The 21,774-nt window shown below is 65.9% G+C and carries 14 protein-coding genes and 2 tRNA genes; 8 read left to right on the forward strand and 8 right to left on the reverse strand.

Annotated elements, in window-relative coordinates; translation table 11 throughout:
- The first annotated feature begins 155 nt into the window (after nucleotides 1–155).
- On the forward strand, nucleotides 156–2,183 hold the full coding sequence (locus LCL94_RS04650; RefSeq protein ID WP_224831189.1) for a glycoside hydrolase family 3 C-terminal domain-containing protein: 2,028 nt from the start codon (nucleotides 156–158) through the stop codon (nucleotides 2,181–2,183).
- A 2-nt stretch (nucleotides 2,184–2,185) separates the two neighbouring features.
- Here LCL94_RS04650 and LCL94_RS04655 read toward each other — a convergent pair whose 3' ends face one another.
- The 6 genes from LCL94_RS04655 to LCL94_RS04680 form a co-directional block, all read right to left on the reverse strand.
- The gene (locus tag LCL94_RS04655; protein ID WP_224831190.1) at nucleotides 2,186–3,175 is read right to left on the reverse strand and encodes a DUF2891 domain-containing protein; all 990 of its coding nucleotides are present in this window, start codon (nucleotides 3,173–3,175) and stop codon (nucleotides 2,186–2,188) included.
- Nucleotides 3,166–4,116, reverse strand: a complete 951-nt coding sequence (locus LCL94_RS04660) for a DUF979 domain-containing protein (RefSeq protein ID WP_224831191.1) — start codon at nucleotides 4,114–4,116, stop codon at nucleotides 3,166–3,168. Before LCL94_RS04660 ends, LCL94_RS04655 begins: the two co-directional genes overlap by 10 nt.
- A complete protein-coding gene (locus tag LCL94_RS04665; protein WP_224831192.1) occupies nucleotides 4,113–4,784 on the reverse strand; it encodes a DUF969 domain-containing protein in 672 nt (223 codons plus the stop codon). The genes LCL94_RS04660 and LCL94_RS04665 overlap by 4 nt, the downstream gene beginning before the upstream one ends.
- Complete coding sequence (locus tag LCL94_RS04670) at nucleotides 4,781–8,332, reverse strand: hydantoinase B/oxoprolinase family protein (RefSeq protein WP_224831193.1); 3,552 nt, start codon at nucleotides 8,330–8,332, stop codon at nucleotides 4,781–4,783. Before LCL94_RS04670 ends, LCL94_RS04665 begins: the two co-directional genes overlap by 4 nt.
- 44 nt (nucleotides 8,333–8,376) lie before the next feature.
- Nucleotides 8,377–9,801 carry an aldehyde dehydrogenase family protein gene (locus LCL94_RS04675; protein WP_224831194.1) on the reverse strand — a complete coding sequence of 475 codons (1,425 nt, stop codon included), beginning with the start codon at nucleotides 9,799–9,801 and terminating at the stop codon, nucleotides 8,377–8,379.
- A gap of 75 nt (nucleotides 9,802–9,876) precedes the next feature.
- A complete protein-coding gene (locus tag LCL94_RS04680) occupies nucleotides 9,877–11,736 on the reverse strand; it encodes a beta-galactosidase (RefSeq protein ID WP_224831195.1) in 1,860 nt (619 codons plus the stop codon).
- Nucleotides 11,737–11,799: 63 nt separating this feature from the next.
- On the opposite strand from LCL94_RS04680, the gene LCL94_RS04685 reads away from it, so the two are divergent.
- From LCL94_RS04685 to galK, 4 genes are read left to right on the forward strand one after another with little or no spacing between them, the layout of a single operon-like run.
- A complete protein-coding gene (locus LCL94_RS04685) occupies nucleotides 11,800–13,281 on the forward strand; it encodes a sodium:solute symporter family transporter (RefSeq protein WP_224831196.1) in 1,482 nt (493 codons plus the stop codon).
- Nucleotides 13,278–15,386: an alpha-galactosidase gene (locus LCL94_RS04690; RefSeq protein WP_224831197.1), complete on the forward strand. Its 2,109-nt coding sequence runs from the start codon at nucleotides 13,278–13,280 to the stop codon at nucleotides 15,384–15,386. Before LCL94_RS04685 ends, LCL94_RS04690 begins: the two co-directional genes overlap by 4 nt.
- Complete coding sequence (locus tag LCL94_RS04695; protein WP_224831198.1) at nucleotides 15,383–16,393, forward strand: UDP-glucose--hexose-1-phosphate uridylyltransferase; 1,011 nt, start codon at nucleotides 15,383–15,385, stop codon at nucleotides 16,391–16,393. Before LCL94_RS04690 ends, LCL94_RS04695 begins: the two co-directional genes overlap by 4 nt.
- Nucleotides 16,390–17,472, forward strand: a complete 1,083-nt coding sequence (gene galK / locus LCL94_RS04700; protein WP_224831199.1) for a galactokinase — start codon at nucleotides 16,390–16,392, stop codon at nucleotides 17,470–17,472. The genes LCL94_RS04695 and galK overlap by 4 nt, the downstream gene beginning before the upstream one ends.
- On the opposite strand, the gene LCL94_RS04705 is transcribed toward galK, so the two are convergent.
- Together LCL94_RS04705 and LCL94_RS04710 are read right to left on the reverse strand one after the other, a co-directional pair.
- Complete coding sequence (locus LCL94_RS04705) at nucleotides 17,469–18,335, reverse strand: aldose 1-epimerase (RefSeq protein WP_224831200.1); 867 nt, start codon at nucleotides 18,333–18,335, stop codon at nucleotides 17,469–17,471. The two genes, galK and LCL94_RS04705, sit on opposite strands and share 4 nt — an antisense overlap.
- A gap of 114 nt (nucleotides 18,336–18,449) precedes the next feature.
- Nucleotides 18,450–18,539, reverse strand: a tRNA-Ser gene (locus tag LCL94_RS04710).
- A 161-nt stretch (nucleotides 18,540–18,700) separates the two neighbouring features.
- Between LCL94_RS04710 and hspQ the strand changes: the two genes are divergently transcribed.
- From hspQ to LCL94_RS04725, 3 genes are all read left to right on the forward strand, one after another.
- The gene (gene hspQ / locus LCL94_RS04715; RefSeq protein ID WP_160608228.1) at nucleotides 18,701–19,081 is read left to right on the forward strand and encodes a heat shock protein HspQ; all 381 of its coding nucleotides are present in this window, start codon (nucleotides 18,701–18,703) and stop codon (nucleotides 19,079–19,081) included.
- Between the two features lie 67 nt (nucleotides 19,082–19,148).
- A tRNA-Ser gene (locus tag LCL94_RS04720) sits at nucleotides 19,149–19,239 on the forward strand.
- A 131-nt stretch (nucleotides 19,240–19,370) separates the two neighbouring features.
- The gene (locus tag LCL94_RS04725; protein WP_224831201.1) at nucleotides 19,371–21,764 is read left to right on the forward strand and encodes a mechanosensitive ion channel domain-containing protein; all 2,394 of its coding nucleotides are present in this window, start codon (nucleotides 19,371–19,373) and stop codon (nucleotides 21,762–21,764) included.
- The last annotated feature ends 10 nt before the right edge of the window (nucleotides 21,765–21,774 follow it).

Here is a 21,774-nt window from a genome sequence, read left to right on the forward strand (position 1 = left end):
TACCACCAGCCTTCACAACTGTCCGCGAACCGTTCGCGGGGGGCCGTCCCCCGTACCCACCCCGTTCCTGCGGAGGGACAGATGGCGAAGCGCTCCCGCTCCCGGCCGATGCCGGCGCGACTGCCCGATGCAGGCAGGCGGGCGGAGGCGCGCGCATGATCCATCTGCCGCCCGACAGCGATTGCGAACGTGTCGTTTCGGACCTGCTCGCCTACATGACGGTCGAGGAGAAGGCGGGGCAACTCGCCGTCGTCCAAGCTCCTGATCCCCAGGACCGTGCGGAAACAGAAGCCTTCGCGCGCGCCATTCGCGATGGACGCGTCACTGCGGTAGAGGGGATCGGTTCCAAGCTCCAGGCAGAAGCCTTCCAGCAGATTGCGATCGAAGAATCGCGGCTGGGCATTCCCTTGCTTTTCCCGGCCGAGACGGCGACGGGGATCGACACCATCTTTCCCGCACCGCTCGCTGCCGCGGCCAGTTTCGATATGGACGCAATCGCCGCTGCGGAAGGGGTGGTTGCGGACGAAGCCCATTCCCGGGGTGTCAACTGGGCGCTGGGACCGGAAGCGGGATACCTGCGGCCAAGCAGCGGGACCGGCCATCCTTCCTCCGCAGAGCAGGTCCACCTCGCAGCCCGGATCGCTGCAGCCCGTGTCAGGGGACTGCAGGCAGCGGGCGACACGGCGCGCGAAGGCGTGCTTGCCTGCCTCGACTTGTCGCGCATCCTGGCCCCTGCGAGCACCGGCGGACGACAGGAAATCGCCGATGCCCTGCGCATCGCTGCTCATGTTTCGCAGCAGGGCTACCTCGGCTCGATCTCGTTTGGCGGCGCCGACACCCGCCACCGCGGAGCGCTGCAGCGCGCCTTCGCGTTCCTGCAGGGACCGGGAGCTTTCGAAGGCATCGTGTTGTCCGAATGGCAGGCGCTGGCCGCAGCCGCGCGTGACAGCGAACACGTGGAGATCGGGGACTACATGCCCATCGACGCTATCGCCGCAGCCGTCGAGAAGCGCGAAATCCCGCTCTCGCGGCTGGACGATGCGGCCGCCCGCGTCCTGCGCGCCAAATACGCGCTCGGCCTGTTCAGCCAGCCACTGGGACGCGAGGCGGTGCGCCGCCGGGGGTCGCTTCCCACGCCGATCCAGAACCGCCAGGCGGCACTGGACCTCGCCAAGAAGTGCTGCGTGCTCTTGCGCAACGAACCGGCGATGCTGCCGCTCGGCGTAGATTCGGGAGATATCCTCGTCATCGGCAACGCCGCCAACGACAGGTCCCTTCCGGTCGCTGGGCGCGGCGGACCGGGCGCAAGCGTGATCGATGGGCTGGAACAGCTCGGCATTCCCTACAAGTTCGCACCCGGCCTCGCCCTGCGACGCGAGAACGGGACCGTTGGCCGATTGGTCGAGGCCGACAGCATGGCGATCGGCATGGCGTGCGAAGCGGCCAAGCGATCGCGCACTGTCGTGGTGGTACTGGGTGAGTGCAAGAACGCGAGGCTGTCAGAGGCGGAACAGCAGCTGCTGGCCTCGCTGCGTTCGGTCACGGAGCATATCGTCCTGGTCACGCTCGGCACGCTGCCGCTCGATCCGGTCGTGTCCGGCAACCCCTTGCCGGCCGTACTACATGCAGGGCAGCTGGGGACCATGAGCGGTCATGCCATTGCGGAAATCCTGACCGGCGAGGCTGCACCCTGCGGAAAGCTGCCCGTGGCTATTCCGGCCAGCGAGCACAATCGCGGATTGCCCTTCGGACATGGCCTCAATTACGCCGATTTCGCGTTGACCGACCTCACGCTCGGCCTTGCGACCGACCACATCGTCGCCAGCGCCCAGCTGCGCAACACGGGCGAAATCTCAGGGACCGAGACAGTCCAGCTGTTCGTGCGCCGTTATCGTGGCCGCCACCTGCCCAGCCGCATGGACCTGCGCGATTTCGAGCGCGTCACGCTTGCGCCCGGAGAGCGACAGACCGTCCGTTTCGAACTCGGGAAGGAAGAGGTCGGGGAGTTCCGCGAGGACGGACGGCTGGTCGCCGAAGGTGGCACGCTGGACATTCGCATCGGCCTTTCGGCGGGCCGTACGCTCGGCGGAGAGATCGAACTGCCCGAAGCCGTCGCGCGCGCCATGGGCGGCTTCGTCAAGGGCCTGCCCGGTAGTGCCGCAGACAGCCGCCGCCGCGCCTGACCTCAGCTTTTTTCGAGCAGCGCCAGGAGGGCGAAGCTCGCCAGCCAATGCTCGCCCATGTAATCGCCTGCCACGTGGGGCATGGCAGCCTCGAGGTGCTCCTGCGCCCTTGCCTCCAGTAACTCCTGCGCCGGATGGTCGCCCAACGCGCGCGAGGCTGCGCGCAGGTTCCACGCCCGGCTGAGGTTGAGCCCGTCGAGATGGGCGATCTTGCCATCGCTGCGGTCCGACACCGTTACGGGCCTGCACTCGCGCTCCACCCAGCCGTTCGACAGGACCAGCTCGTCGAGCCAAGGCGCGTACTGGAGCTGCGGCATGACCCGGCTCATCAGCATCGCGACCGACAGGACGGGCGAGAGGAATTCATCGCCGCCCGGTTCCCAACCCGCATAGTCCCGCCGCTGGCCGTATGCCACCAGCGCCCATTCGTCGATCGTCGCAACCAGCACGGAATCGCGCTCCTGCGCCCATTCGCGCGCCAGCGTCAGCGCGAAGGCGGAGTTGTAGTGAGAGCCCACAGTTATCGGATAGGTCAGGATGCGCAGGTAATCGCGAAATTGTCCGGCAAAGGCACGGGCAAGCGGCTCCAGCCTCGCGCCCCAGTCCCTGTCGCCATGCCGCGCAGCCTCGTGGTGGAGATAGAGCAGCCACGCCCAGCCATAGGGCCGCTCGAAAGCGCGCGAATAGGTCCGGTCCAGATAGGCCAGTTCGACTGCCAGCTTCTCCTCGGTGAATGTGCTGTCCGCCAGCGCGGCAATCTGCGTCGCTTCGGGCATGTCAGGATAGAGCCGGCGCAAGGTGAGCAGGGTCCACCAGCCGTGAACGCAGCTATGCCAGTCGAAACTGCCGAAGAAGACAGGGTGCGCCTCGCGCGGGGGGCGCACGTCATGGTCGCCCTCGAACACGTGATCCTCCTTGTAGGGATAGGGCCGCGCCACGTGGCCCAGCGCGATGCGGGCGAAATGGCGGGCGATGTCTTCGGTCAGGTCCACAACAGGAATGCTCCGACATAGATGATCACGACATTGCAAACCCACAGCGGCAATGCGGTGCCGACCTGCTGGCGGATGACGGCGTTCTGGTCCTTCAGTTCGAGCAGGGCGGCCGGCACGATGTTGAAGTTGGCCGCCATCGGCGTCATCAGCGTCCCGCAGAAGCCCGCCAGCATGCCGACCGCGCCGATCACCGCCGGATTGCCGCCATAGCCTTCGACCAGCAGCGGGATGCCGATGGCCGCAGCCATGACCGGGAAGGCGGCAAAGGCATTGCCCATGATCATCGTGAAGAGCGCCATGCCCAGCGCGAACACCACAACGGTAAGGAATATGCTGCCGTCGGGAATGATCTCGCCCGCAATGCCACCGATGATGTCTCCAACTCCGGCGAGTGCAAAGACGGCTCCCAGCGCCGCGAGCATTTGCGGCAGGATACCGGCCCATCCGATCGAATCGAGCAGGCGCCGCCCCTCTTCCGCGGCTGCCAGCACCGGCGGCTTCAACCAGAGCATTGCGGCAGTGAGCGCGATGAGCGTGCCGAGGCTGAAGAGGATCAGCGTCTCGCGACGTTCGGCCAGCAGGCCGCTCTCGCTGAGCGGCGTGTAATTGTAGAGCAGTGTGCCGGCGACAGCCGTCAGGGGCACGATCAGGGCAGGAAGGAACAGCCTGTTACCCAGCCTCCCGGAATGCGCCTGCCGCTCCTCCAGCGTCGTCGTGGCCGGGTCACTGCGCTTGAGGAGACCGAGCCCCGCGATGCCCACAAGCGCGAGCACGAGCACGCCATTCGCGAAATCAGACAAATGGCTGCCGAACAGGAAGCTCGCCGAGAGGAGTCCCCAGAAGGCCGCATTGCCCCATTTCGCGTCGCGCGAGGACAGGAGCGACCAGACGAGAAAGAAACCGCCCGTCAGGATGTAGAGCCATTCATAGGTGATCATGCCGCTGTCCTCCCCAGACGCCGGTCGAGCGAACGGATCCGCCAGCCGTGGATGATGAAGGCGCAGATCGCCGTGGGGATCGCCCAGACCGACAATTGCAGCGGGGTAAGCGGATAGCCGTAGCTTTCGAACACGCCCTGGATCAGCAGGATGGAAGCGATCGCGAAGAAGATGTCCTCGCCGAAGAACAGGCCGACATTGTCGGTCGCCGCCGACATGGCCTTGACCTTTTCGCGATCTTCATCGGCCAGTTCGCCGTGCGATTTTTCCGCCGCCGCTTCCGCCATCGGGGCGACCAGCGGGCGGACCGTCTGCGGGTGGCCGCCAAGGCTGGTCAGGCCGAGCGCCGCGGTAATCTGCCGGAACAGGAGGTAGATCGTCAGCAGCTTGCCCATGGTCGCACCGCGAATGCCCTCGATAACCGCGCGGGCGCGTTGCTGCAGGCCATAGCGTTCGAGCAGGCCGATTACCGGCAGGATGATCCAGGTGACCGAGATGTAGCGGTTGTCGTTGAAAGCCTTGCCCAGCGCCTCGATCACCGCGACGAGGTCAAGGCCTGCAAGGACGCCGGTGGCCAGCGCCGCCGTGACGACTACCAGCAGCGGATTGAAGCGCAGCGCAAAGCCCGCCACCACGATGGCGATGCCGGCCAGCGGCCAGTAGTTCATTCCCGTTCCTCCCCGTATCCGCCCCCGCCGGGCGTCAGAATGACGAAGGCGTCGCCCGGCTGCATCTCTGCATGCCCGGTCGCGCCCAGTTCCTCGATGCGGCCATCGGTGCGTTCGACCCAGTTGCGCCCCGGCTGTGCATCGCCGCCGCCGCAAATCCCGCGCGGCGCGATTGTACGCCGGTTGGCGAGCATGTTCGCGCGCATGGGTTCGAGGAACGTCACGCGCCGCTCCACCCCGTCGCCGCCGCGATGCGCGCCCCTGCCTCCCGAGCCGCGCCTGATGGCAAAGCGGTCGAGCCGCACCGGCAGGCGGGTTTCCAGGATTTCGGGATCGGTCAAGCGCGAATTGGTCATGTGGGTCTGCACCGCGCTGGTCCCCTCGTGATCCGGGCCTGCACCGGAGCCGCCGGCGATGGTCTCGTAATACTGGTGCCGCTCGTTCCCGAAGGTGAAATTGTTCATAGTGCCCTGCGAGGGCGCAAGCTTGCCGGTCGCAGCGAACAGCGCGTCGGTCACGACCTGGCTGGTTTCGACATTGCCCGCCACGACCGCTGCGCCCGGCTCTGGGTCGAGCATCGAACCTTCGGGCACGACCAGTTCGACCGGTCGCAGGCACCCGTCGTTCATCGGGATGGCATCGTCGATCAGTGTGCGCAGGACATAGAGCGCCGCTGCGCGCGTGATGGAGCGCGGCGCGTTGAAATTGTCGGGCAGCTGCATGCTTGTCCCGGTGAAATCGAACACGGCGCTGCGGCTTTCGCGGTCGATGCGCATGGCCACCCTGACTTCGGCGCCATTGTCCATCGGATAGGCGAAGCTGCCGTCGTCCAGACGGTCCAGCAGCCGCCGCACGCTTTCCTCCGCATTGGCGAGGACGTGGCCCATATAGGCGGCGACCACCGCTTCGCCCTGCTCGCGCGCCGACTGGACGAGCAGCTCGCTCCCCCGGGTGCAGGCGGCCAGTTGTGCGCGCAAATCGGACAGATTGCGGTCGGGATTGCGCGCCGGATAGCGGGCCGATGCAAGGACTTCGCGCACCGCGTCCTCGCGGAAATGCCCCTCGTCCACCATCAGGAGGTTGTCGATGAGGACGCCCTCTTCCTCGATCGTGGCACTTTCGGGCGGCATGGAACCCGGCGCAATGCCGCCAATGTCCGCGTGGTGACCGCGGGCCGCAACGAAAGCATCAGGTTCCTCCCCTGCATCGCCATAGAACACCGGCACGATGACCGTGATGTCGGGCAAATGCGTTCCGCCGCGATAGGGATCGTTCAGGACATAGGCATCGCCCCGCCGGAAGCCGCGCCCGTCGCGTCCTTCACCGCGCGCCTCGATCACGCGGGCGATGCTGTCGCCCATCGAACCGAGGTGCACGGGGATATGCGGTGCATTGGCGATAAGCGCGCCGCTCGCATCGAACAGCGCGCAGGAGAAATCGAGCCTCTCCTTGATGTTCACCGAAGTCGCGGTCGACTGGAGGACCACGCCCATTTCCTCGGCAATGGCCATGAAGAGGTTGTTGAATATTTCGAGACGGACGGGATCGACCACAGTTCCGGCCGCACGGTCGCGTTCGAGCGCCTCGGTCCGAGTGAGGACGAGGCTTCCCTCCTCGGCGAGCCGCGCTTGCCATCCGCGTTCGACCACCGTGGTAGAGCCCGGGTCGATGACCAGCGCCGGTCCGGCAATTTCCTCCCCTGCCAGCATGGCGCTGCGTTCCACTGTTGGCCAAGTGCCGCTGGCGCTGCCTTTTGCCTCCTGCGGCTCGGCCTCGACCGCGCCGAGCCCGCCCGACGTGCCGCTGGCTTCGACGCTCAGCGCCTCCACTACGATTGGCGCAGTCTCATCCGAATAACCGAAGCGCTGGCGGTGCAGCTTGCGGAAGGCGGCGTCCATTTCGCGCGTCTCGCCGCAGGGGACTGCCAGCATGGAATCGCTGCCCGCAAAGCGTAGCCGCGCGCTCGTATCGATGCGGATATCCTCGACACCCTGCGCGACAAGAGCTTCGCGCGCCTCGGCTTCCAGCGCGGCCAGATCGGCCGAATAATCCTCGCCAAGCGCGCGCACCAGGCTGACCTCGCGGATCGTCTTCACGGGCGCAAGGCCGATGCCATAGGCGGACAGGATACCGGCTAGCGGATGCACGAGGACGGTCTCGATGCCCAGTTCGTCGGCCACCTTGCAGGCGTGCTGCCCGCCCGCCCCTCCGAAACAGGCGAGCGCGTAAGCGGTGACGTCATGTCCGCGCGCGACCGATATCTTGCGGATCGCATTGGCCATGGAATCGACCGCGATGGCGAGGAAGCCTTCGGCGATTTCCTCCAGCGGTCTCGCCTGTGGCAGCAATGCCGCCACTTCCTCCAGCCGCCGGCGGGCTGCTTCCGGATCGAGCGGTTCGTCGCCTGCGGGCCCGAAGACGCTCGGGAAGAAGGCCGGATCGAGCCTGCCGAGGAACAAGTTGCAATCGGTCACCGTCAGCGGCCCGCCCTTGCGGTAACAGGCCGGCCCGGGATCCGCGCCTGCGCTTTCCGGTCCGACGCGGAAGCGCGAGCCATCGAAACGGCAGATCGAGCCACCCCCGGCAGCCACCGTGTGTATCTGCATCATGGGCGCGGCCACGCGCACGCCGGCCACCACGCTGTCGCCGGTCAGTTCGTACTCGCCCGAATAATGCGCGACGTCGGTGCTGGTCCCGCCCATGTCGAAGCCGATGATCCGGTAATGCCCCAAAGGAGCGCTGGCCGCGACCATGCCGACCACGCCGCCGGCCGGACCGGACAGAATCGCGTCCTTGCCGCGAAATGCGCCGACTTCGGCGAGGCCGCCGTTCGACTGCATGAAGCGCAGCCTCTCGGCCTCGGGTAGCTCCGCCTGCAAGCCGACGGTGTAGCGCCTCAGAACGGGCGAGAGGTAGGCATCCACCACGGTCGTATCGCCGCGCGGGACGAGCTTGATCAGCGGGCTGACCTCGTGGCTGACGCTGACCTGCGCGAAGCCCATGTCGCGCGCGATCGAAGCGATTTGGCTCTCGTGGTCACGATATTTCCATCCATGCACCAGCACGATGGCAAGGGCATCGAAGCCCTCCCTACGAAGTTGTGCGAGATCGGCGCGGACCTGCGCCTCGTCGAGCGATTGGAGGACTTCGCCATTCACCCCGACGCGTTCGGTCACCTCGACCACGCGCGCAGGCAATTGTTCGGGCAGGACGATATGACGGGCGAAGATTTCCGGCCGCGCCTGCGTCCCGATGCGCAGCGCGTCGCCAAACCCGCGCGTGATCAGCAGGGCCAGCCGCTCTCCCTTGCGTTCGAGCAGAGCATTGGTCGCAACTGTCGTCCCGACACGCAATTCGGCAATCGGCCCCGGCCCGTGACGTGCCATGAGCCGGCGCACCGCCTCGCTCGCCGCATCAGCATAATGGCCGGGATTTTCGCTCAGCAGCTTGTCGGTCACCAGCCGCCCGTCGGGCGTGGTGGCGACGACATCGGTAAAGGTCCCCCCGCGATCGATCGCGAAGCGCCATGCGGCAGAACGGTCGGTCATCGCGCGCACCCTAGGCGCGCGCGATGCTCATGCAAGCGCAGAGGTCAGATATCCGCGTCGCGTTTCACCGTGATGACCTGCGGATAGGTGAACTCCTTGAGGCCATCGATGCCGTATTCCGCGCCGAAGCCGGATTGCTTGTGCCCGCCGAAGGGCGCCAGCGGCGAGATGTGGAGGTATTCATTCACCCACACCGTGCCGGTTTCCAGCTGTTCGGCAATCTCGACGCCCTTGTCGGCGTCCTTGGTCCAGACCGCACCGGCGAGGCCGTATTCGGAATTGTTGGCGCGCTCGATCGCTTCCTCGACGCTGGAGAACTTCATCAGCGGCATGACCGGGCCGAACTGTTCCTCGGCCACGATGCGCGCGTCCTCGGGCGGATTGTCGAGGATGGTGATCGGCACGTAATAGCCGGTGCCGGAAGGATCGACGTCGCCGCCGGTCAGGAACTGGTAGCCCTGGTCCTTGGCGTCCTGAATCAGCTCGCACACGCGGTCGAACTGCTTCTTGTTCTGGATCGGGCCGACGCCCGTGCCCTGCTGCGAACCGTCGCCCACGACCACGCCCTTGGCATATTCGGCGATCGCCTTGGACAGGTCGTCGTAAATGTCCTCGTGGATGTAGATGCGCTTGGCCGCGACGCAGATCTGGCCGGCGTTGGAGAAGCTCGACCAGAACAGCTGTTCGGCCACCTTCTCGACATCGGCGTCGGGCAGGACGATCGACGCGTCGTTACCGCCCAGTTCCAGCGTGATGCGCTTCAGGTCGCGGCTGGCGCCTTCCATGATCTTCTTGCCGGTCGCGGTGGAGCCGGTGAAGGTGATCTTGTCGATGTCCGGATGCTCGGTGATCAGCGGGCCGAGCTCGTCGGGGCCGGTGATGATGTTCACCGTGCCCGCGGGCACCACGTCCTTGATCAGTTCCGCGATCCGCAGCGTGGTCAGCGGGGTGAAGGGCGAGGGCTTGAGCACGATGGTGCAGCCCGAAACCAGCGCAGGGACGATTTTCTGGATCGCCATCATGACCGGGAAGTTCCACGGCACGATGCCGCCGACCACGCCCACCGGCACGCGGCGGGTTCGCGACAGGCGGGTGTCGTCGTCCTGGTTGATCACGTCGTCGAGCGTCAACGTCGACTGGGCGGCGGCAAGGCCGGCCGCGCCGAAGATTTCCATCTGCGCCTGCGCGTGCGGCTTGCCCTGCTCGGTGGTGAGCAGGCGGAACAGTTCATCGCCATTGTCCTTGATCGCAGCGGCAATGCCCTGGACCACCTTCTGGCGCTCCTCTGCACTGGTCTTGCGCCAGCTCTTGAAGGCGCGGCGCGCAGCGGCGACGGCACGGTCGAGCTCTTCCTTACCGCAGGACGGGACGAGGCCGACGACTTCCTCGTTGGCCGGGTTCACGACCTCGAACGTGTCGGAGGTGGTGACCATCTCCCCGTCGATCAGGTTCGCATAGGTCTTGGTCATGGTTCTCTCTCCTCAAGCCGCAAGAATCGGTTGCTTATCGAGACCCTATATGGCGCGCGGTCCCGCGACAATGCGCTATCGCTCGAAGCGGACTTCGCCAGCGTTGTAGTCGAACTCGAACAGCGTATCGCCGCGCCTGCGCCGGCGTATCCCTTCGGGCAGCGGCTCCGCTTCCAGGCCTGCTGCATTGGCGGCGCGCTGGACCAGCGTATCGAGGAAACTGCCCTGCGGCCAGGCCGCGGCGATCCAGGCGCGGCCATGGCGCAGCGCGACAGTTTCGCCGCCCTTCGCAACCATCTCGGGCACTGCTTCGCCTTTGTAATGGTCGAGCCAGCCGCGCGCTTCCCAGCCATCGCCCGCCATCACCAGCCGGTCCGACAGACTTTCGCTGCGCACCACCCGGCCGCCAATGAACTCGGCTAGCCCTTCATGAAGGAGCGCATCGGGAATGCCGAAGTCGAGGTCCCGCGTGCCGGTGCGCGGTCCGATGACGACCTGCGCCTCGCTCGCCGCCAGCTTGGCGACCAATTCATCCGGCACGATCGGAAGGCAGGGGACGACGACCAGCGCATAGCCATCGAGCGAAGCCGAAGGCGAGACGATGTCGACGTTCAGCCCCAAACGCCGGAGTGACGAGTAGGCCGCAAATGCCGCCCACAGCGCCGAGCGCCCTTCTCCCTGCGGCTGGATCTGCGTCATCCATTCGGCGTCATAGGCGAACACGAGCGCCGCCTGTTTCGGGGCCTCGCCCGCATCGCCGATCCTCGCGAGGTCGTCCGCCGCCATGCGAGCTTCTGCCAGCGCGGGCGCAGGCGTTGCATCGGGGCGAAGCAACCCTGCGTGCATCTGTTCCTGCGCCTTGGGAAACTGCCGCCAGCGGAAATAGCTAACCAGCTCGGCTCCGTGAGCGAAGGCTTCGAGCGTCCACAGCCGCACCATGCCGGGCAGCGGCGCGGGATTGTGCCGCGCCCAGTTGACCGGACCCGGCTGCTGTTCGAGCACCGACCACCGTCCGTTTTTCGCGCAGCCGCGATAAAGGTCGTGATGGAAGGCGGCGATGTCGGGATGCCCCTGCCGCGAGTATTTCCGCTTCTCCTCCTCGGAAAAGCGGAACATCTCGAGGAAGCCGAGCGGGTAACTGTCCCACCCCAGCACGTCGAGATCGGCGGCCAGGTCGTGATGGTCGTAGCCGGTATAGAAACCCATCGCATTGTGCGTGATGTCCCGCCCCGGCGACAACTCGCGCAGGATGTCGACCTGCACGCGGTTGAAGCGAACCACCTGGTCGGAAGAAAAGCGCCGGAAGGCGAGCCAGTGCGCCGGATTTGCCTCCGTCACGGTGAGGTTCGGCAGATCCACCTCGTCGAAGGACCGGTACTCCATCGACCAGAAGACATTGCCCCAGGCCTCGTTCAGCGCCTCGACGGACCCGTAGCGGGCGGCCAGCCAGATGCGGAAGGCATCGCGCGCGGCGGGCGAGAAGCTCTGCACCGTGTCGTGGCAGCCATATTCATTATCGGTCTGCCAACTGACGACGCCGGGGTGCCGGCCATACCGTTCGACAATCGCGCGCGTGATCCGCGCTGCTTCTTCGCGGTAGCCCACGTGGCTGAAGCAATAATGCCGCCGCGAACCGAAGCCGCGCGGCCTGCCATCGCGATCGAGCGCGACCATGTCGGGCATCCGGTCGACCAGCCACTTGGGCGGCGTCGCCGTGGGCGTCCCCATGATGATGCCGAGCCCTGCTGCATGAAGTGTCTCCACCGCGCGGTCGAGCCAGCCCCAGTCGAAGCGGCCGGGTTCGGGTTCGATCCGGCTCCACGCGAATTCGCCGATCCGCACGCGGGTGAGGCCCGTCTCGCGCATCAGGGCAGCATCCGCCGCCCAGCGGGCTTCGGGCCAATGTTCCGGATAGTAGCAAACGCCGATGTCCATGCGCTTGCGTCTATCGCCGTTTGTCGCGATGGATGCCAGCGGGAAAAGGGAGGGACGCGAACCATGTACGATACGGCCGAATTCGGCAGCCTGGTCCAGGTCGGCGTGTTCGCCGGACTGACCGCACTGGTGGGCCTGCTGACCTGGCTGAAGGTGCGCGGCGCGGCGCGCGACGGGTCGGAAAAGGACGTCTACCTCGGCGGCAAGGGACTGACCTGGTTCTTCGTTGCCGGTTCGATCACCCTGACCAACCTGTCGACCGACCAGCTGGTCGGAATGAACGGCAACCAGATGCTGTTGCTCGCCTGGTGGGAAATCGCCGGTTTCGTCGGGCTGATGGCCCTGGCCTTCGTTTTCGTGCCCCTCTACTATCGCTACAACTGCACGACCGTGACCGAGCTGCTGGAACGGCGCTATGACGGGCGGTCGATCCGGACGCTGATCTCGGCGATCTTCATCCTCGGAAACCTGCTCATCTACCTCCCGGCGGCGCTCTATTCGGGCGGGCTGTTCCTGCAGTCGTTGTTCGGCGAAGGAATACCGCTGCTGGCCTTCTCGCTCGGGCTAGCGCTGGTCGGCGCGGCCTATACCGTGTTCGGGGGCCTCAGGGCCGTGGCGGTGATGGACACCTTTTCCGGCATCGGCATCCTGTTCCTGGCGCTGGTGATCGTGTTCTTGGCGCTGGCCGCGGTCGATTTCGACATCGTCACCGGCGTGCCGGCCGAACGGCTGAGCATGGTGGGCGCGGCGGACAGTCCGATCCCCTTCCACACGCTGTTCACCGGCATGGCCTTCATCCAGATCTTCTACTGGTCGACCAACCAGAACATCACGCAAAAGGCGATGGCCGCCCCCACCGTGCGCGAGGCGCAGAAGGGCGTCTTCGCCGCAGCTGCCGTGCGCATCCTCGTGGTCCCTCCGATCGTGGTCGTGCCCGGCGTGGTCGCCTACAAGTTGTTCGGCGATGTCGGCGATGCGGCTTACGGCAGGCTCGTTGCGGAAGTCCTGCCGTCATGGCTCTCGGGCGCTTTCGCAGCCATGGTCGCCGCTGCCGTGATCACGACTTTCAGTGCCGTACTGAACTCCACCGTCGCGCTCTATTCGGTCGACTTCCACGAGCGTTTCGTGGGCGAGGTGAAGAACCACTGGAAGCTCGGCGCGATCATGAGCGTGCTGGCGACCGCATTGGCCATCGTGATGGTCCCCGTGTTCCAGAACGCGGAAAGCATCATCAACCTGCTCCAGCAGCTTAATGGCCTGTCTTCCATGCCGATCCTGTCGGCCTTCATCGTCGGCCTGCTGTTCCGCAACGTCGCCGCGCGCTCGGCCATCGCCGGGGTCGTGTGGGGCATCGCTCTCTACGGCCTCTTCACCTTCAACGAGGGCTTCGCGGCGAGCGTGGGCATCCATTACATCGACTTCATGGTCGTGACGCTGTTCACGTCGGTCGCGGCCGCGCTGGCATTCAACCGCTTCGCGCTGGGCCGCCGGGCCGAATGGATCGGCTTTGCCCTCTTCCGCGGCGAGGACAAAGCCGCCGCATGAGCACGGCCGAGCTGCTGGCGCTTCACGGGGACGAATGGAGCCTCGTCCTCGAACGGGGCGAGCGAGCCGTGCCCTTGTGGCGCCATCTGGGCGCAAGGGTGGAGCCAGGTACGCTCCCGAAGCTGGGGGAGCTGCGCGGACCCGCGACCTTCTCGCTCGAAGGCGACCATGCGATGGATGCGTTGCCCGTTGCCGGCCTCGGCTGGTTCGGCCCGGCGCTCCTGTCGCTGCGCGATGCCTCGGGGAAGGCGCTACCGGTTCACTTCGATACATGCGAGGCCAGCAGCACAACGGGCTCCCTCGTCCTCCAAGCGGCCGACAGCATAAGCGGCATCTGCGTTACCTCGACTTACCGCGTCCTTCCCGGTGGTGGGCTGGAAATCGCCCATCATCTCGAGAACCGGTCGCAGGGTGCCGTCAAAATCGACCGGCTGGCGAGTGCAGTCCTGCCCCTTCCCGCATCGGCGCGCGAGATCGTCTCCTGGCGCGGGCGCCACAATGCCGAACTGGTCGAATGCCGCGAACCTATGCCCGCGCATGGCTGGCAACGCGAGACGCGGCGCGGGCTGACCGGCCACGGGGGCCCTTGCGGCGCCTACATTCTGGCCGAAGGAGCAGGCTGGCACACCGGCCTCGTCATCTCGATGCAGCTTGGCTGGTCGGGCGATGCAAGGCTGGCAGTAGAGCGCGACGACGAAGGGTTCTGGGTCGCCTCGGCAGAAGCCTCGTTCCAGCCGGGCGAGACGGTCTTGCAACCGGGCGAGAGCTTCACGGTCCCGCCGCTGCTCGTCGCCATATCGACCGGCGGCCGCAACGGCGCGATGGCGCAGATGCACGGCGCCGTGCGTGACCGGATCGCATGGCCGGGCGGCGCAATGAGCTCGCGCCCGGTGCATCTCAACAGCTGGGAAGCGGTCTATTTCTCGCATGACGAGGCGCGGATTGTGGCCCTCGCAAAGGCCGCTGCGGAGATCGGGGCCGAACGCTTCATCCTCGACGATGGCTGGTTCAGGGGCCGGGACCATGACCGCGCAGGCCTTGGCGACTGGACGCCCGATGCGCGGAAATACCCTCATGGCATCGCCCCACTGGCCGACACGGTACGCAGCCTCGGCATGGAATTCGGGCTCTGGGTGGAGCCGGAAATGGTCAACCCCGACAGTGACCTCTACCGCGCGCACCCCGACTGGGTGCTTGCCGAGAACGGGCGCGAGCGGCCGACCGCACGCAACCAGCTCGTACTCGACCTGCGGCGCGAAGACGTGCGCGACTACCTGTTCGACGCACTCGACACGCTGCTGTCCGGAGCAAGGGTTTCGTATCTCAAGTGGGACCACAACCGCGACCATGCCCCGTCTGGCGGAGCGGCGCAGACCCGTGGCTCCTACGCCTTGCTGGAACGCCTGCGCGCCGCCCATCCCGAGGTCGAGATCGAGAGCTGCGCGGGCGGCGGCGGACGGATCGATGCGGGGATCGCCGCCTATACCCACCGCTTCTGGACCAGCGACAATATCGACGCGGTCGCGCGCGTGCCGATGCAGCGCGGCTTCCTCGCCTTCATGCCGCCCGAGGTCATGGGTTCGCACGTCGGCGCCAGCCCTAGCCATGCGACAGGCCGCAGCCAGTCGCTCGATTTCCGCGCCGCCATCGCTTGCCAGGGCCATCTCGGGGTGGAACTCGACCCTGCTGCCATGGCGGGTGACGAGCGCCGGCGCCTCGCTGGCTGGATCGAGTTCTGGAAGGAATGGCGCGGCGTGATCCACGGCGGCCGGACCCTCTTGGGCGAGGGAGCCGACGGGATCGTCTGGCAGGCGCAGGGCACCACGGAAGAGATGCTGCTGTGGGTCATCCGCCGCGATCATGGCGAGGATCGCCGCGCCCAGCCGGTCACGCTGCCCTTTGCCTGCGGGGGAGAGTGGGACGTCCAGCTGCTCCGCCACGCCGGAAAACACGGCGTACTGACCCCGCGGGCGGCCCCTGCCATTAAGGCCATGCGCGAGACGCCGCATCACTTCGCTGGCAGCTGGCTAGCCAACGCAGGCTTGCCGGTGCCGGCTCTGGCCGCAGAAAGCGCTCTGATCTATCACCTCAAGGCCATACGATGAGCCATCCCGACCACCCTCACCGCCGCCTCAACCGCCTGACGGGCGAATGGGTGCTCGTCAGCCCGCAGCGCATGAAGCGCCCGTGGCAGGGCGAGACGAAGCCTGCCGCCAGCGAAGACGGCCCGGCGCATGACGCGTCCTGCTACCTGTGCCCCGGCAACGAGCGCGTCGGCGGCCTCCGCAATCCGCACTATGAAGGCGCCTTCGTCTTTCCCAACGATTTTCCGGCCCTGCTGGACGAACGCGAGGGAAGCCCCCGGACCGGCCTCCTTCGCGAGGAACCGGCGGCAGGCGAGGCGCGGGTCATCTGCTATTCGCCCGACCATTCCGCCACGCTCGCACGCATCGACAATGCCGCGCGGCGCAAGGTGATAGAGGGCTGGTGCGAACTCTCGCGCGACCTCGGCAGCCGGTGGGAGCACGTGCAGATATTCGAGAACAAGGGCGCGATGATGGGGGCATCGTCCCCGCACCCGCACGGCCAGGTCTGGGCCGGCGACTTCGTGCCCACACTGGTCGCGCGCGAGGACGCCTACCAGAAAGAGCACCGCGACTGGCACGGGTCCGTCCTGCTGGAAGATGTCCTATCTGCCGAAGAACAGGACGGCGAGCGTGTCATCGCGGATAACACCCACTGGCTCGCAGTCGTGCCCCACTGGGCCGCCTGGCCGTTCGAAACGCTGGTGATTGTGCGGGACGATGTGGCGCGTCTCGAGGATTTGTCGGATGACGCGCGCGATGCGCTTGCCGCGCTGCTGGGCAAGCTGCTCGCTGGTTATGACGCGCTGTTCGATACCGATTTCCCCTATTCAATGGGGTGGCACGGCGCGCCGCACGGGGCCGGCGATGACTGCGCGCACTGGCGGCTCCATGCGCATTTCTACCCGCCGCTGCTGCGCTCTGCCGAAATCCGCAAGCACATGGTCGGCTTCGAACTGATGGCCGAAACACAGCGCGACCTGACGCCCGAAGCCGCGGCGCAGCGCCTGCGAGAGGTGATGAAGTGAGCGAAGGACTGGCCGCCTCGGCGCAGGAGCAATTTGCCGCCGCCTTTGGCCACGCGCCGCAGGGTGTCGTGTTCGTGCCCGGCAGGGTCAATCTCATCGGCGAACACGTCGACTATAACGACGGGCTGGTCCTGCCCATGCCGGTACGGGAAGGCACGGCGATCGCGTGGCGCTCGGCACCGGGCGGCGAGATCCATGTGAAAGCCGCCGATTTCGGCAGCGAGGACAGGTTCGACCTTTCCCTGCCCGAGAAGCCAGAGGCAACCGACTGGCGCGCCTATGTGCGTGGCATGTGCGCCCTTGCCCCCGTTCGTCCAGTGTCAGGCTTGCAGCTCCTGATCACCGGCAACTTGCCACGCGGTTCCGGCTTGTCCTCCTCGGCCTCGCTCTGCGTGGGAGTAGGAAAGGCGCTGGCCGAGGCCGCAGACGATGAGGCCGATTCCGTCGCGCTTGCGCAAGCGGCGCAGCGGACCGAGCACGAATGGGTGGGCGTTGCCTGCGGGATCATGGACCAGATGGCTGTCGCTGCCGGAGAGCCGGGCAAGGCACTGATGCTCGACTGCCGCGACCTGTCGCGCCAGCAGGTCGCCCTTCCGCATGATTGGGCCGTGGGCATCGTCGATTCCGGCGTCACCCGCGGGCTGGTCGACGGCGAATACAACGCGCGCCGCGCGCAATGCGAAAGCGCCGCTGCCAAGCTCGGCGTGGCGAGCTTGCGCGATGCCGACCTCGCCATGGTGGAGTCCGGCGACCTCGATCCGCTCGAGCGGAAGCGCGCCCTCCACGTGGTCGAGGAAATTGCTCGCGTCGGCAGCGCTGCCCGCGCCATTGCCGCGGGCGACCTTCCAGCCATGTGCACGGTATTGCGCGAAGGCCATGCCTCCTTGCGCGACCTCTTCGAAGTGAGCGTTCCTGCCGTCGACGAACTGGTTGAGCGGATCGACGCTTTGCTCGGAGATGCAGGCGCCGCGCGCATGACCGGCGCCGGGTTCGGCGGATCGATCGTGGTCGTCGGCGAGCGCGATGCGATAGGGGGACTTCCCGCCCTTCTCGCGCGCCCGGTCAGGCTGGCTTTCTAACCGGTCGCTTCCGCCCTGATCCGCATGGACACGCTCCACCGCTCGCCCCGTTGTAGTACTCGCATCCCGTTTTCAGGGACTGGCTCGTTAAACACATCGGTCGCATGGCTGACCGGTTCGACGCAGAAGAAATCCTCGCCTGCAGGTACATAGACGGTCGTGAAGGCAAGATCCCCGCAAGGGTCGATTATCGTCCTCAGCGCACGTTCGGGCCATTCGATTTCGAGCAGTCCGTCCCTGCCGGTATAGACCGTATCGACTTCACGGGTCTCGACTGGCCTGCCGTTCCACCAGTCGCGGGCCTCGTCCCTATGGTCGAGGTTACGCGGAAGGCAATCCGGTCCGACCTGCCATTCGCCGCGATGAAGGCCGCGGTAGAGCGTGTGTCCGGTGCGCGGGAAATAGGGATGGAAGCCGAGCCCCGCTGGCATCGGGTCGGCTGACAGGTTCTCCAGCTCCAGCGAGGTGAGCAAGCCTCCCTCGTCGAGCACAAAACCGGCGGTAGCGCGATAAGGCCAAGGCCATGCCCCTCCCGCATTCTCGTGCACCAGCACCGCCCGGTCCGGCGAAAGTTCGGCCACCGACCAGTCGGCGAGCCAGCCGAAGCCGTGGAGGACCGGTTCTCCAACCGCTGCCGGGTGGTTCGGTTCAAGACGGACTTCGCGCCCTTCGAAAACGAAGCGCGAACCGGCGATGCGGTTGGAAAACGGCACCAGCGGGAAACAGCTGCTGTCCAGCACCCCGTCGCCCGCCGCAGGGCGAAGGAGATCCTGCCCGCGCCAGGAAAAAGCCACGATGCTCCCGCCCCGATGCGGAGCAAGTTCGAGCCTGTAGTCCCCAGCCGCGATCCCGATGCAGTCCATGGCGCTCTTATAAGACCGAAAAAGTTGGGCGGAAGCTTCGGGCGGCGATCTGACGCCAAACGCCTGTCGCTTGCCAGCGAACAGCAGTTTCGTTCGGTTCTGGAGACAAGTGACTGGCGGAGAGGGAGGGATTCGAACCCTCGATACGGTTGCCCGTATACCGCATTTCGAGTGCGGCGCATTCGACCACTCTGCCACCTCTCCGCATGTCGGGTGCGCTTATCGGGCCATGGGCCCCGGTCGAAGCGAGCGCGCCCGTTAGCCCACGCCGCGGGCATTGCCAAGCCCTTTCGCGTGCGAAATCGGGGGACGAGAGCGACCGGGAGCTTGTCCCTCGCCCCATCGATCCCATATTCTCCGCCGACATGGACAGGACTTTGTTTTTCTCTCCGCAGGCAGGCCGTACTCTCGAGGCGCCCCGCCGTATCCGCACCCGCTTCGCGATCGGCGACGTCGTCCGGCACAAGGTGTTCGATTTCAGGGGCGTGATCTTCGATATCGACCCCGTCTTCGCCAATAGCGAGGAATGGTATTCGGCGATTCCCGAAGACATAAGGCCGGATCGCAACCAGCCCTTCTACCACTTGCTCGCCGAAAGCGACGAGAGCGATTACGTCGCCTACGTCAGCCAGCAGAACCTCATCGGCGATGCGCTGGCGGGGCCCGTCTCGCATCCCGACGTGCACCAGTATTTCCAGCATTTCGAACACGGGCGCTACCGGATGCGCCGCAAGCTCACTCACTAGCGCTGCAGCCGTCTTGCGCTGCTTGGGCAACCCCGCTAGAGGCGCGCCCTTGCCCTAGCCGGCATGCGGAGCAGTGGCCGAGTGGTCGAAGGCGCACGCCTGGAAAGTGTGTATACGGTAACCCCGTATCGAGGGTTCGAATCCCTCCTGCTCCGCCACTTTACCCCTGAATTCATCGGCTAAGGCCGAACCGCGCTTCGCTGGCTGCGCTGCGTCGCCGCTTGCCCGCCATGGTTTGCCGTGTTTAATGTCGCACCTGTGATCGGGTGAGGCAGCGGGGGTGCGCCGGGTGCGAAAACTAGTCTGGGCGATCCTGTTCGTCTTTGCCGCTTCAGCGCTCGGCAATCCGGCGCTGATTGCGCAGGATGCTCAGCCCGCGGCACAGGAACCCGCAGCATCGACGCAGTCTGCCCGCGATATCGAGGATATTTCCGCAGAGCAGATCGAGGCCGACCCGGTCGGGATTGCTACCGAAATCCTGTCGACACCGCCCGGCGAATACAGTCTCGGACGCCTCGCCAAACTGCATCAGTTGCGCGCAGCCCTGGGCGAACGGAGGGAAGAAGCGCGCGAGATTGCCGATACGGGGACGCTGGATTCGCGCATCATCGAAGCCCAGATCGAAACACTCGGCCCCGCGCCCTCAGAGGGGGAAACCGAACCGGCCGCCACCTCGAAGCGACGCGAAATCCTCTACCGGCGGCTTTCGGAAGAGCTCGCCCCGCTGCTGGTGCTGCGCGAACATCAGGTGCGTGCAGCGACTTTGATCACCGAAATCGACGATCGGATCGGTGCGATCCAGGAGGACCGCCTCCTCAGCTTCAACGGCACGCCGCTCAATCCCGCGATGTGGGTCAGCGCCCTTGCCGCAACCGGTGCGACGCTTGGCGAGTATCTCGGCAATCCGAGTCTCGGGATGCTCGGTATCGCGCTCGTGCTGCTATTCCTCGTCCCGGCCGGCATCCTATGGCTCGGCAAGAGATGGATGGCGGCAGTGCGCAGCCGCGCGCGCAACACATCCAGCGATGCCCGAAGCATGGCGATTTTGCTGATGAACGATTTCGCGGGCCTGCTGGTTGCCCTGTTCATCGCCGGATCGATGGCTTGCGGACTTGCCGCGCTGATCTGGGGTGCCGTTTCGCAGGCCATGCTGCTGCAGATTTCCGTCATGGCCTTCGTCAGCATCATGATGGTCGCCATCGCGCGTTGGCTGGGGCGCAGCATCTTCCGCTCGCCAATCGACAGCCTCCTGATCGTCCACCTGACCGATGCCGATGCGCGTCACGCGTCCCGCCTGACCGGCCTGATCGGTATCACTGTCGCGGCGGAGGCATGGCTGGAGGTGGTTGAGAACGACGGTATCATTGCGACGACCGTCGCAAACCTTCTCTCGGCCTTGCTGGTGCTGTGGGGAAGCTGGCTGGTGTTCCGCCTTGCCGGCGTCATCGCGCGGCGCGAACGCAAGCCCCCCGAACCCGATCCGCTGGCAGACCAGACCTCGACCGAAGTCGAGATCCACGAGGCAATCGATTTCGCCGGCCCGCTGAGCCGCGTCGTCAAGGTTGTTGCACTGGTAGCCGCAGGAGCGGCGATCGTGGGCTTCATTTACCTGGCGCGGGAAATCTTCTTCGATATCGTCGGCACGCTGGCCGTTATCGCGCTGGCCTATCTCCTCCAGCGCACCCTGCGGTTCATCATGGTGGTGCTGGCCGAAGGGCCGCTGCGCCGGTTCCGCGGCATCATCCACCTCCTGCCGGTATTCACAGGCTTCGCAATAGCGCTGGCTTCGGTCCCGCTGCTGGCGATCATCTGGGGCTATAACGGTCAGGAAATCATCGACGGCATCATTGCCCTGCGCAACGGCGTATCGCTGGGAGACATCACGATTTCGGCCGGGGACGTGTTCGCCTTCGCGCTGGTCTTCTTCCTCGGCTTCGTCGTCACCCGGTGGGTGCAGCGCATCCTGCGCCTTTCGATTTTGCCGCAATTCGCGCTCGATCTCGGCGCGCGCTCGGCGATCGTCACCATCGTCGGCTATGTCGGCATCGTGCTGGCGGCCATCATCGCCATCACTTCCACCGGCCTCGACCTGTCGAGCCTTGCCTTCGTCGCAGGCGCGCTGTCGGTCGGCCTCGGCTTCGGCCTCCAATCGGTGGTGGAGAATTTCGTCAGCGGCATCATCCTGCTGCTGGAAAGGCCGGTCCGCGAAGGGGACTGGATTGAAGTGGGTCCCTACTCCGGCATCGTGCGCAAGATTTCCGTCCGCTCCACCCGGATCGAAACCTTTGACCATCACCAGATCATCGTGCCCAATTCACAGCTCATCACGGAGAGCGTGAAGAATCTCAGCTTTGCGGGCGATGCCGCGCGGATCATCGTGCCGATCGGGGTCGCTTACGATACCGACCTAGAGAAAGCGCGCACGACATTGCTGGAGGTCGCGGCAGCGAACGAGCTGGTGCTCGACGATCCCGCGCCGTCCGTTGCAGTCGAGGATTTCGGCGACAATTCGATCAACCTCAAGCTGCTGGCCTTCGTCCGCGACGTGACGACCGGGGCAGGGGTCAGGTCGGAGCTGCGCTTTGCCGTCGCAAAACGGTTTGCGCAGGAAGGCATCGAAATCCCCTTCCCGCAACGTGTCGTGACGCTGCGCGACGAACGCGCCGCGCCTGCCGCCGGCTAGCTGCGTGAAC

Origin of the sequence: Qipengyuania gaetbuli (assembly GCF_020171365.1) — a bacterium.
Classification (GTDB): domain Bacteria; phylum Pseudomonadota; class Alphaproteobacteria; order Sphingomonadales; family Sphingomonadaceae; genus Qipengyuania; species Qipengyuania gaetbuli_B.